The 12,132-nt window shown below is 42.9% G+C and carries 8 protein-coding genes and 1 pseudogene; 3 read left to right on the forward strand and 6 right to left on the reverse strand.

Annotated elements, in window-relative coordinates:
* The 5 genes and pseudogenes from pncB to V7D75_RS12785 all read right to left on the reverse strand — a co-directional run.
* A pseudogene (gene pncB / locus V7D75_RS12765) lies at positions 1 to 943 on the reverse strand (nicotinate phosphoribosyltransferase); the annotation flags it as partial.
* Positions 944 to 1,241: 298 nt separating this feature from the next.
* The gene (gene msrAB / locus V7D75_RS12770; RefSeq protein ID WP_333614854.1) at positions 1,242 to 3,080 is read right to left on the reverse strand and encodes a bifunctional peptide-methionine (S)-S-oxide reductase MsrA/peptide-methionine (R)-S-oxide reductase MsrB; all 1,839 of its coding nucleotides are present in this window, start codon (positions 3,078 to 3,080) and stop codon (positions 1,242 to 1,244) included.
* A gap of 400 nt (positions 3,081 to 3,480) precedes the next feature.
* Complete coding sequence (locus V7D75_RS12775) at positions 3,481 to 4,392, reverse strand: ATP-binding cassette domain-containing protein (protein ID WP_333614855.1); 912 nt, start codon at positions 4,390 to 4,392, stop codon at positions 3,481 to 3,483.
* Positions 4,393 to 4,426: 34 nt separating this feature from the next.
* Positions 4,427 to 6,385: a glycine betaine ABC transporter substrate-binding protein gene (locus V7D75_RS12780; RefSeq protein WP_333614856.1), complete on the reverse strand. Its 1,959-nt coding sequence runs from the start codon at positions 6,383 to 6,385 to the stop codon at positions 4,427 to 4,429.
* 375 nt (positions 6,386 to 6,760) lie between these two features.
* Positions 6,761 to 8,221 carry a coniferyl aldehyde dehydrogenase gene (locus V7D75_RS12785; RefSeq protein ID WP_333614861.1) on the reverse strand — a complete coding sequence of 487 codons (1,461 nt, stop codon included), beginning with the start codon at positions 8,219 to 8,221 and terminating at the stop codon, positions 6,761 to 6,763.
* A gap of 434 nt (positions 8,222 to 8,655) precedes the next feature.
* On the opposite strand from V7D75_RS12785, the gene V7D75_RS12790 reads away from it, so the two are divergent.
* From V7D75_RS12790 to V7D75_RS12800, 3 genes are all read left to right on the forward strand, one after another.
* The gene (locus tag V7D75_RS12790) at positions 8,656 to 9,513 is read left to right on the forward strand and encodes a lipoyl protein ligase domain-containing protein (protein ID WP_333614857.1); all 858 of its coding nucleotides are present in this window, start codon (positions 8,656 to 8,658) and stop codon (positions 9,511 to 9,513) included.
* Positions 9,514 to 9,708: 195 nt separating this feature from the next.
* On the forward strand, positions 9,709 to 10,239 hold the full coding sequence (locus V7D75_RS12795; protein ID WP_333614858.1) for an inorganic diphosphatase: 531 nt from the start codon (positions 9,709 to 9,711) through the stop codon (positions 10,237 to 10,239).
* A gap of 177 nt (positions 10,240 to 10,416) precedes the next feature.
* Positions 10,417 to 10,881, forward strand: a complete 465-nt coding sequence (locus V7D75_RS12800) for a hypothetical protein (RefSeq protein WP_333614859.1) — start codon at positions 10,417 to 10,419, stop codon at positions 10,879 to 10,881.
* Positions 10,882 to 11,415: 534 nt separating this feature from the next.
* On the opposite strand, the gene V7D75_RS12805 is transcribed toward V7D75_RS12800, so the two are convergent.
* Positions 11,416 to 12,132 (reverse strand): SDR family NAD(P)-dependent oxidoreductase (locus V7D75_RS12805; protein WP_333614860.1); only part of this gene is annotated, 717 nt, incomplete at its 5' end.

The raw sequence follows: 12,132 nt of genomic DNA on the forward strand, positions 1-12,132 counted from the left end.
TTTAATTTCTTATAATGGGCAATGGCCTTATCACCCCAAACATACGGGTCGCCGCTGTCATGACGCAGACCATCGAACAGCTTGGCAAAATACAAATCAAAGTCGCGTAAGAACGCATCCATACCAACGACGTCGGTCAGCGCAATACCCAAATCGCCACGATATTCATGTACCCACGCTTCAAGCGCTGCTTTTTGTGAATCACGCAAACGCACATCCAATGCCTGAAATGCCTGCATAAACTCATGTGCCATCGTTCCTATCGGCGTCATGCCAAGTTTTTTTGCTAAATAAACGTTTGACGTACCACTGACGATTTTCGGTTCAGCATTATGCAAAGTCTCAACCACATGCGCTTGCCAGACTTTGCTAAAACGTCTACGAGTACCAAAATCGGCTACGATAAGTGGCGGTGTATTATTATCATATTTTTCCTGCTTTACGGCATATTGGTGCAATAACTCAACTTTTTCATCCAACCTGCGCTGCCCTTCCTCAATGACGCTGGCATTAGATAAGGCACTAAAATATAGCTCATTAACAATGGCTAGGACAAATACTTCAAAAAACATTGCCTGAATCATCGGCCCTTCGATATCAATAAACAATCGGTGCTAACGGTGATAAAACGGCGCTTTAACTTAAATAGTTCTAGATAATCAACGAAGTCTGAACGCATAAAACGCAATCCGCGTAAATATTCCAGCTCATCTTCTAAAAATCGCAATTCACACAAGCTGTCTAGCTGTTGCTCTAAATCTTCTTTGATATCCGCCAAGGGATAAAGCGTATCTTCGTTATTACGGCAGCGAAAACGGTACACGCCATGGGTCTGCGGGAACTGATGCAGCATGGCTTGTAGCATGGTAAATTTATATAAGTCGTTATCCAATAACGAGGTAATAATAGGTTCAAAAGGTTTAGAAGTTTGAGTAACGGTCATGTTACAGCCTTAAATGCAAAAATGAAAAGCCGCTAAAAAATATAGCGACGAAATAGGTAGCAATAGTTATCAAGATGTCAAAGTTATCAAAATGTTAATAATAAAAAAGGTTCAGATTTTGAGTATAACGAAGTTTGCCCCGTTTTTCATAACTCAAGGCTTATAACAGCAAAAATACAACGATAATAAACGTATCCATCCTTTTACTCTGATCTATAAGTTTGGAATATCAGCCATAAAAAAGACGCCAAGCATCAGCTTAACGTCTCTTTATGAGTTTAATCATCAATATTAATCATTAAGGTTTTGCAGGCTTTACCAATTTTACCAACGGCCCATAGCCAGACTGTGGCATCACATCAACTGGGATAAACTGTAGTGCACCGCCATTAATACAATAGCGCAGTCCGCCGCGGTCTTTTGGGCCATCAGGGAATACATGCCCCAAATGTGAATCCGCGACCCGCGAGCGAATCTCAGTACGCACCATGTTAAAGGCAGTATCCTCATGCTGAGTAATCACCTGTTTATCGATCGGCTTGGTGAAACTTGGCCAACCGCAGCCAGATTGGTATTTATCGGTGGATAAAAACAACGGTTCACCGCTCACCACATCGACATAAATCCCTGGCGCAAACAAATCATCATACTCATGACTAAACGCACGTTCTGTCGCTGCCTCTTGGGTGACATTGTACTGGGCTTTGGTTAGGGTATTTTTTAGCGCACCTTTATCAAAGTTTGCATAGCGTTTGGGATCTAAAGTTTCAGCAACCGTGCTGACCGGTGCAAGCTTGGTTCGCGCAGTGCCTTCTGGTTTATCATCAGCAAGGCTTAAATCGACATGACAATAGCCATTTGGATTTTTTGCCAAATAATCTTGATGATACATTTCAGCTAAATAGAAGTTATCTAAAGGCTTATTTTCTACCACGACTTTTTGTTTATACTGGCTTTGGATACGTTTGAGCGCCGCATCAATCACCGCTTTATCTGCTTTATCGGTGTAATAAACGCCCGAACGATACTGGACGCCGCGATCATTGCCTTGCTTATTGAGGCTGGTTGGATCTATCACGCGCAAGTAGTATTTTAGAATCGTATCAAGATCGGTTTTATCGGCATCGTAAGTAACCTTAACCGTCTCGGCATGACCTGAGCCGCGAATCACTTGCTCATAGCTTGGATTGGCTGTGTCGCCATTGGCATAGCCTGAGACCGCATCGACCACCCCTTCGACACGCTCCATATAAGCTTCGACGCCCCAGAAGCAGCCACCAGCCAAGTAGATTGAGCGCGTATTAATCGCCTTACCTTTATCGTTATAATAAACGCCATCTTTTTGCTTGATGGTCTCAATCTTACTGTTGTTATTCAATGCTTGAGCGTTTGCCGGTTTGGCATTACCCGCTTTTAGCTCGGCAAAGTCATTATCAGCATTTTCAGCAAGGGCATAGGCTTGCTCTGCTGATATATTACCTTTGACCAAATGCACCAAATTGCCTTTTTTATCGAGTATCGCCCAGCTTGGATACACTTGCACGCCAAGCTTATTAATCATCTTGCCTGAAGCGTCTGATAATACGGGTAGTTTAGGATAATCAGCTTGCACGCCTGCATACCAAGTCCTAAAATCGCTCTCTGCTTTTTCATTGAGATGACCGGGACTGGCAACGGTAACAAGGTTTAAACCGGCAAACTTAGGATCGGTACGCCACTCTTCGGTTTCTGCAAGCGTGCCTAGACATAGCGGGCACCAGCTTGCCCAAAATTTAATTAAAGTAGGTTTATTGGGGTCAATGACGGCCGCGCCTGTATCGCCCAAACCCTTGGTCAATTGCGGTAACGCCTGCATTTGCCCAAGCATATCGGATGGTAGCATATCCCGTGAACTTTTCACGCCGCTATTTTGGCTACTGGCATTAGCATTGCTCTTAGCATTGTTTTCTGCGCTACTCATTTGCCCGCAAGCAACCAAAATCCCTGCACTTAACACCGTCGTTACCCCAAAAGCACTGACGTTTTTTAACCAGCGCGCAGCTGTTCGCGGTGACTGTGTCGCTAAATCATGAGTATTGCTGCCCTTATCAGAGCGATTGGTATTATGAGACTTATTATCTTGTTTATCAGGTAGCATGAAGGATCCTTTTCACAAAATATTACGTGCACCCGCTTAATAATTAATAATTATCAAGCGTATTCAAAAGCAATAAATCAGAATGAATGTTAGTGAAAGCAAATAGATTGCGAGATATATGAAAATAAAAAGAATGATAACGACATTAGACTATCTTAATAGTATACATCGCTAATGGAGTTTACTTTAATAGTAAATAAGCGGTTGCTACACTTTTTTAACAACGCCGTAAGAGTAGTGATATACACAAGTGGCTACAAAGAAATGATGTGAGCAATTATTAATGGGCGATTATATTTATATGAGGATAAAATAATAAAAAATCAATATTACGAAACTAATCAATTACTTAATAAGACATTTAATAGTTAATATCAGTTAGATTAAGACTATAAGATAGTTAACTTTTAGCACCCATAAATTGCGCCACATAATCATCAGCGGGATTGTTGCGTAACTCAGTGGCGCTACCAGTTTGTACCAGCCGCCCACCATTTAAAATACTGATACGCTGACCAACTTTGACCGCCTCATCGATATCATGGGTAATAAAGACGATGGTTTTATTAAGCCGTTCTTGTAAATCAAGCAACTGATCTTGTAGCTGCGCGCGAATAAGTGGATCAAGTGCGGAAAATGCCTCATCCATCAGCAATATTGGATTATCGGTCGCCAACGCCCGAGCTAGTCCTACCCGCTGCTGCATACCGCCAGACAACTCATCAGGATAGCTGCGTTCTAGATTGGGTAGCCCGACCTCATTGAGCCAATAACTTGCGACCTCGTGGCGCTCCTTGGTACTCATTTTACGCACACGCAAACCGTAAGCGACGTTTTGTAGCACCGTCATATGAGGCACCAAACCAAAATGCTGAAACACCATGCTGACCGTTTGCTGGCGATAATGCTGTAACTCTTTATTATTGAGCGCTAGGATATTAATAGCAGAAGATTTTCCTTTTTCATCCAATAACTGCTCTTTGCTTGCATCCGTAGCATTAGAAAAGGTGTTAGCTGTAGACGGTTTAGCATTAATAGCAGTATCCACCCAAATTTTGCCGCTGGTTGGATCAATCAAACGATTGATATGGCGTATCAAGGTTGATTTACCAGAGCCTGATAAGCCCATTATACAATGCAGCTCGCCCGCTTTAACGCTTAAATTGATATCATAAAGACCGACCGAATAGCCAGTCTGCTTTTTGACGGCAATGCTGTCCATACCTTCTGCTAATAACGCCAAGGCCGACTGCGCTTGCGAGCTATTGGCATTATAAATCTTGCTGATATTTTCTAATTGAATATGATTCATTGTAGCTCTCATTTTTTATTTTTATGATTCATCATTAACCAATTGGGCGTCTGCCCGCATCAATGGTTTTTTGCCGCGCGCGTTTTCCTTGCCCAAAGGCCTGCGTAATACGGTCAATAATGATGGCGACGATGACAATAGCAGTGCCTGCTTGTAAGCCTTGACCGATATTGAGCGTTTGAATCGATTGCAGCACATCTTCACCAAGACCCGGCGCGCCAATCATAGAAGCCAGCACCACCATGGAGAGCGACATCATTACCGCTTGATTGATACCTGCCATGATGCTCGGCAGCGCTTGCGGCAATTTAATCCAAATCAGCAGTTGCAAATGCGTGCTACCAAACGAGCGCCCTGCTTCGACCATTTCATGATTGACTTGGGTAATTCCCAAAGTAGTCAGCCGAATCAGCGGCGGCAAGGCATAAATAATGGTGGCAAATAGCGCAGGTACTTTACCAATGCCGAATAACATAAGCACGGGTATCAAATAGACAAAGCTTGGCATGGTCTGCATCACATCGAGTATCGGTGTGATAATTTTACGCAAGATTTTACTACCAGACATGGCAATACCGATTGGAATACCAACCACCACCGTGACCAATACTGATACGATAAGCAGCGCAAAGGTATCAATCAACGCACTCCATAGTCCAAACGCACCAATTAGAAATAATCCGACGCCGCATGCTAGCGCAAACCATATTTTACGAACGCCAAACCACGCCAATACGGTCACCAGCGCAATGATTAGCCATGGCGGTATAATGGTTAAAAAGCGTTCAATGGGCAACAATAAATAGGTCAAGGCAGCGCTACTGATACCACGGAAAACTTCGCCATAGTTTCTAACCACAGTTGCTAAAGCCTTGTTGAGCGAGGTATCAAGCGACCACGAAGGAAAGCTTGAAGACAGACCGAACAAGTTAGCTGTATTGTTGTTTTCTAACCTATCTGATGCAGCGTTATTTGATAAAGTGCTACCGTTCAGACTAATGCCAAGTTTCGCTGCCATCTTCTGCGCCGCTTCTGGCGTTATCCACGTCTGCCAAACATCAGGATTTTGACGTAAAAATACCAGCGCTTGCTCATCACCGCTGCGCTTGTTTTCACTCATCTCTAAAATAGCGCCGTTGAGCTGGTCAGGGGTAAAGTTAACTTGTTTAAAAAAATCGGTCAGCCCAGGATTAGATTGTATAAAAGGCGTCGATACCGCGATACTCAAAGGAGAAACAGGAAAACCTGAGATACAGTCAGAGGTGCCATTAGCAAGTAATAAATCTTGCCAACAGGCGTCATCGTGCGCGGGAAACTCTAATGGCGCAAAGTCGTATTTTGCCATGAGCCCAGTCGGTTGCCAGTAATAAAACAATAAGGGTTTATGCTGTTCAAAAGCAGAGGATATTTCGGCATCGAGCGCAGCGCCAGTACCGGGGTGGACACTGTTAAAGGTCTTATCTAAACCCGTATTTTTTAATAAACGGGTATTAAAAATCTCACATGCCCATCCTGACGGACAGTTCATAAAGCGCGACTTACGCGGGTCTTCAGGATCTTTAAATAACTCAGCGTATTTGGGCAAATCTTGATAACGACGCAGACCTGGATTTTCTTCTAAGACATATTTGGGCACATACCATCCTTGGGTCGCACCGCCCTCAAGCGTGTCGCCAATGATTGCCACCTTTTTGTCCTCGATAGCTTGCTCTAAAATCGGCGAGCGCCCTATCCATTGCTCACCGATGACCTGAATATCATTTTGCAGCAAGGCATTTTCAAGCGCTGGACCGGCGCCTGGCACCTCGGTCACTTGACAGCCATAGCCATTTTCGGTGATATATTTTAATACCCCAGTGGTAAACTGCCCACTCTCCCACGTGAGCGCGCCAAATTTAATCGGCGCAGCACAACTTGATACAGCAGCGGATACGGGTAAAGATAAGATGAGCGAGCTTATTAATAATAAGCTAGAGGCAATCCATTGGCGCACGGCAGATCCTATTTATCGTTATTATTCTTGAAATTATTTCTAAGTTTAGTAAAGCTTATTTTTACACCTAAAGTCTGTTGTTTATTATTAATTTATTTGCTTATAGAGCGCCTAACATTAACTATAGATTTATTAAGGCGCTCTACAAAGTGTAGCGATTTATCGACAAGATGACAAATGCTCATTAACTTTAGTTAAAGATTTTTAAATGTTTATTCAAATGACTTTTTTTGAATGAGTTGCTTTAAATAATCCGCTTTTAATAACTTGTTTTAAATACCTTATCTTGAACAACTAACTTTTAGGTAAAAAAATAGCACCTACCTGAGTAGATGCTATTGTTTGTTATGCTGAACATGTTGTTAGGACGTATTATTATTTCAGAAATAGCGCCATGGCTTTTTTAAACAATCCACCGTATGGCGGTAATAAAATATTAAGACCATTGAGCTTCGATTGTATGAATACCGGCTTCATATGACTAAGACGCTCAAAACCCGCTTTGCCGTGATAAGCGCCCGTACCTGAGTGCCCAACCCCGCCGAACGGCAAGTCATGCTGCGCCACATGCATGATGACTTCATTGATACACAGACCGCCTGACACCGTATTGTTACGCACCTGATCTATCTCGCTGCTGTTGTCACCAAAGACATAGAGCGCCAACGGGCGTGGACGCTCATTGATAAAATCAATAGCATCATCGAGAGTGTCATAGTGCATCAAGGGCAAAATCGGCGCAAAAATCTCGTTTTGCATCAGCTCACTATCAGGCGCAGGCTCTTTGACAATCACTGGCGGCATCAGGCGGCTGTCGTGATCAGCATCTGCATCCGTCAACTGATGAATATGGTCATCTTCTAGATCATCGAGATAGCCTTTGACGCGTTTAAACTGCTCGCCGTTGATGATGTGCGAGTAATCAGGATTGTCTGCAATATTGGGATAATGCTTTTCCATCCACTCTTTTGCCAGACGGGTAAATTCCTCATGATATTGACGTTGAACCAATACATAATCTGGCGCAATACAGGTTTGACCCGCATTAAGGGTTTTACCCATCATCACGCGATTGACAGCGTTTTCTAAATTAGCACCTTCTAAAACGACAACCGGCGACTTACCACCCAACTCAAGGGTGACGGGCGTTAAGTTCGGTGCCGCCGCCGCCATGACTTTTTTGCCGACCGCGGTCGAGCCGGTATACAATAAATGGTCAAAAGGCAGTTTACTAAAGGCTTCAGCAATTTCAACTTCGCCAATCACCACAGAAACCATATCCGGTGAAAAATAACGCGAAATAGTCTCAGCAAAGGTTTGAGCAAATTGCGGTGCCGCCTCGCTCATCTTAATCATAATGCGATTGCCCGCTACCAGCGCATCAATCATCGGTCCGACTGCTAAAAATAGCGGGTAATTCCAAGGGACCATAATACCGACCACGCCAAGCGGCTGCGGCTGAATCTCATTATGAGCTGGCATATAAAGCGCTGAAATCGATACGCGCTGCGGCTTCATCCATTTTTTACCATTCTTTTTGGCATGGCTAATACCGGTAAAGCTTGGAAATAGCTCAGCAAACTGGGTTTCAGACTCACTGCGATAACCAAAATCAGCGCTAATCGCTTTGGCAAGCAGCTCTTGATTATCGCTCAGCATCACCTCTAAATTGTCGAGTTGATTTTCACGCGTTGCCCAATCATTGATAGGCTGCGTGCGACTCAGCTTTTGTAAGCGCGCAAATTGCGCTTGCATATCAGCGACAGTTTTAATGATACTAAGAGACTCATCTGCATTATGGGCACGATTTGGTTCTTGAGCTTGATTGGTTGACATAGGCTCATTTTGAGAGGGTGTATTTTGATTACTATCAGTCATTTATCTTCCTTGTTATAAGCGTTAGAGTCAGTACGCTATTATCGATTTAGGACTCTAAATGTATGGTCGTTAAAATAAGCAGTCGCTAAAGTACGAAAAGCGCCTGAGATTCCATTCAATGCTGCTAAACACTATTTTATTCAATGCCGTTTAATGTAGCGCATTGTCCAATCAATGAACAGCACCTTTGATTGACTACTGGGTTTGTATGAAATACGTGTCAGACAAGGATTATATTGCCGCAATTTAACAGTATCTTTAACGCAGCATTGACAATTAATTCGTAGATTAAATAGCAACATTTAGATTTGGGCACAAATGTTAAAACTGCTACACTAAATACCAATAATAAGCACGTTTCTTAATAACAAAACCATAAGACAATCACTCTCATGCAAAATACCGCGCAACCTCTCAATGATATGCTGATCAGCAAATCGCTTTCAGCTGCTGATTACGTCCCTACCCTTGATGCTATGCTATCGCGTACGTTAGCGCGTATCGCACTGAAAAAAGAGCAAGGTCTACGTACGCCTGACGAGCTTTGGATTGTCGATCACAATGATGTCTATACGCTTGGACAAGCCGGTAAAGAAGAGCATATCTTACAACGTACCAATACGCCGATTATCAAGACTGATCGCGGCGGTCAGGTGACATGGCACGGGCATGGACAGCTGGTTATCTATTGGTTATTTGATTTGGAAAGTTTGGGCTGGAGTGTGCGCAACATGGTATCGCACGCCGAGCAAGCCATTGAAGATGTGGTCAATGACTGCCTAAAAAGCCACGCGTCTAATAGCAGTCTTATCAGCGCCCATGCCCGCCGTGATGCGCCGGGGGTTTACTTATATAGCCATCTGAATACTGCCAGCAATGATAAGGCTCAACCAGTCACTGAGCTTCCGGCCGATGACGCCATTATGCTGGGTAAAATCGCCTCACTTGGCTTCAAAATCAAGCATGGTTTTAGCTATCATGGCGTTGCGATTAATTTAGATTGTGACTTATCCGCCTTTAATGCCATTAATCCGTGCGGCTATGCGGGCATGCAAATGTTACGACTGGCTGACTTTGCCGCCATGGATAAGCAAGCGCAGGATAAACAACTGGCAGCGCAGGCAGCAGAGCAATCTATACCAGCAATGACCAACTGTTTAAGCTATGAGCAAGTGACCCAAAAACTTATCGATAATATTGCCAAGCGTCATGCTGGACATATCCAATTACGTGCCCTCGCTCCTAAATAGTTTTTAATTACTGTTTTTGCATAATCCTTTTTTGCATAATATCGTGCACGCTTAGACTTAAGCATTGTGAGAAAATTTGAGTCAAACTTGTTATAATCGCAGGCGCACAAATTGGACGCAGCAATAACCTTAGCGCGCCAACCCTTAACCCTTTATCATTGAAGCATTCATAACAAAAGTACCTTGGAGCAATTTATGGCAGATTTTAATAAAATTTTGGACGCAGGCGACGTCGATGGTGGCATCATTAATGTGGTCGTAGAAATCCCAACTGGTAGCAGCCATAAAATTGAGTGGAATCGCGAATTGGCAGTTTTTGAGCTTGACCGTGTTGATCCACAGATTTTTGCCAAACCTTGTAACTACGGTTTTATCCCGCAAACCCTTGATGAAGATGGCGATGAGCTAGATGCGCTTATCATCACAGAACAGCCGTTGCCTACTGGCATTTTCTTAAAAGCGAAAGTTATCGGCGTGATGAAATTCGTTGATGATGGCGAAGTCGATGACAAAATCGTCGTCGTACCAGCTGATGACCGTGATACAGGCAATACTTACAATAGTCTAGAAGACTTACCAAAGCAACTAATCAACCAATTACAGTTCCATTTTAGCCACTATAAAGACCTTAAAAAAGCCGGTACAACGGTGGTCGAATCTTGGGGTGACGTCGCAGAAGCTAAAGAAGTCATCAAAGAGTCTATTCAACGCTGGAAAGACCTATAAATTATCCTAGATAATTTAAACAAGCGTTTATGGCAATTTTTTATTAAAATTCGCTAAGCGCTATGAAAATACCGCAGACATGCTAATGGTTGCGGTATTTTTTTGCTTGAATTTTGCGGCGATAAAATGGTTATAATACCCTCACCTACCTAGTATCTCACCCAAATAAGGACTGTCATGTTCGACTCTGATTCAGGCTCTACGCCCGCCAATAAAAAACTGCCAAAAGCTGTGATGATGATGGTCGAAAAAGGCAATTTGGTGCAGGCAATTAAAACCTTGGCCGCTGATGAAAATATCAGTATGGATGCCGCCAAATCTCGCATAGATGCTTACGAGCTTGCGCTAAAGAACAAGCAGCAGCAAACCCTCACGACTATCGCCAACAAACAAGGTATCCCAAGCCAAGCTTTTAGCTTTGATAGAGAACAAGTGCAAGAAGAGCCTGAGCAATTGATTAGAAGTAAAGTCAAAAGCACGCCCTCTGAGCAAGGCTTTCAAAGTCTACAAGACGGCGTTGACAGCCAGCTTAATGATTTGGGCTATAAAAAACCGCTTATTCCTTATTGGGCAAAGAGGCTATTAGTCATTGCTATCGTTATGGCAGGACTGTTTTGGATAATGTGGCGTATGTTTGGCTAGTCTGTTATAAGTGGTTCCATTATAGCAGTCTGTTTTAAGTGGTCTGTTAATAGGTTTTAAGGGTGAAATAGGTGGTTCCCTTGGGGTATAGGCTATTAAAACCTACCAATATTGACCCATATGTATGAAAGAACCATCAAATCCAAAACAAATATAACAGCAAGAATTTTTTATAAAACTTTAATTGTCTCAACAATATTTTTGTTTGTCTTAATCGTATTCATCGTGATAAGTACGATTAAAAGTATAATTAAAACAGGCGCTACGTAAATGCTAACTATCACTAGAGTCACAAACATATAAGAAGCAATCATATTTTTTTAGATTAAAAGTATCTTGGTTAGACCGAGACGAGAACTTTAGCATATAAAATTCTTAACTCCTATTGAGCTTGAACACACTATCATAACCAGTGAGCAAGACTTAAAAGAGTCAGTTTTTTATTTATTAAAGCGTGATGCCACGCCCTAGATTACAAAAAAAAGGACAAACGACTGCTAGAAAATCGTTTGTCCAATATTAGCTATACAACGTTTATCTTAATTTAATATCACCACCATCTGCCATCAGCGTTTGACCAGTCATATATTGACTATCCTCACTTAAAAGAAACGCCACTACTGGTGCGATATCAGTCTTGGGATCGCCAAAACGATTCATGGGATTCTTTTTAGCGATTTCTTCGTACTGCTCAGGATAGGCTTCCTTCCAGTTTGCCACACCTTCGGTTAATGCCAATGGACAAACAATATTGACACGAATGCCATCTTTTGCCCATTCGTTTGCCGCCACTCGTGATAACCCTCGAATCGCTTCTTTGGCAGCCGCATAACTGCCTTGGTTTTCTTGACCATTAAGCGCGGCACCAGAGCCAAAATTAACGATAGCACCTTTTGTTTTTTTAAGTTCTGGATAGGCGGCTTTCATAAAGTTCAAAGTTCCTTTTAAGCCAGTACCCATAGATAAAGACCAATCCTCTTCGGTAAGCTCCATTAAAGGCTTTTGTCTGGAGGCGTGTGCATTATTTACCACACCCGTAAGTTTTCCAAACTTTGAAACAGCCATCTTTACCGCTTCTTCAGCAACTGAGGGTTTGGAGATGTCGCCCTTAAGAAATGCAATATGATCAGGATTACTGTCAACTTTCTGCTGACCGGCAGCGTCATCAATATCTACCGCTAAAACAGATGCGCCTCTTTGGGTTAGGACAGTGGTTATTTCACCACCAATTCCTGCCGCCCCACCAGTGAC

The sequence above is a fragment of the Psychrobacter sp. genome (assembly GCF_036731945.1).
Classification (GTDB): domain Bacteria; phylum Pseudomonadota; class Gammaproteobacteria; order Pseudomonadales; family Moraxellaceae; genus Psychrobacter.

Coding starts and splice junctions, on each gene's coding strand:
- msrAB (WP_333614854.1), bottom strand. CDS start 3,080: ATGCTACCTGATAAACAAGATAATAAGTCTCATAATACCAATCGCTCT.
- V7D75_RS12775 (WP_333614855.1), bottom strand. CDS start 4,392: ATGAATCATATTCAATTAGAAAATATCAGCAAGATTTATAATGCCAAT.
- V7D75_RS12785 (WP_333614861.1), bottom strand. CDS start 8,221: ATGTCAACCAATCAAGCTCAAGAACCAAATCGTGCCCATAATGCAGAT.
- V7D75_RS12790 (WP_333614857.1), top strand. CDS start 8,656: ATGCAAAATACCGCGCAACCTCTCAATGATATGCTGATCAGCAAATCG.
- V7D75_RS12795 (WP_333614858.1), top strand. CDS start 9,709: ATGGCAGATTTTAATAAAATTTTGGACGCAGGCGACGTCGATGGTGGC.
- V7D75_RS12800 (WP_333614859.1), top strand. CDS start 10,417: ATGTTCGACTCTGATTCAGGCTCTACGCCCGCCAATAAAAAACTGCCA.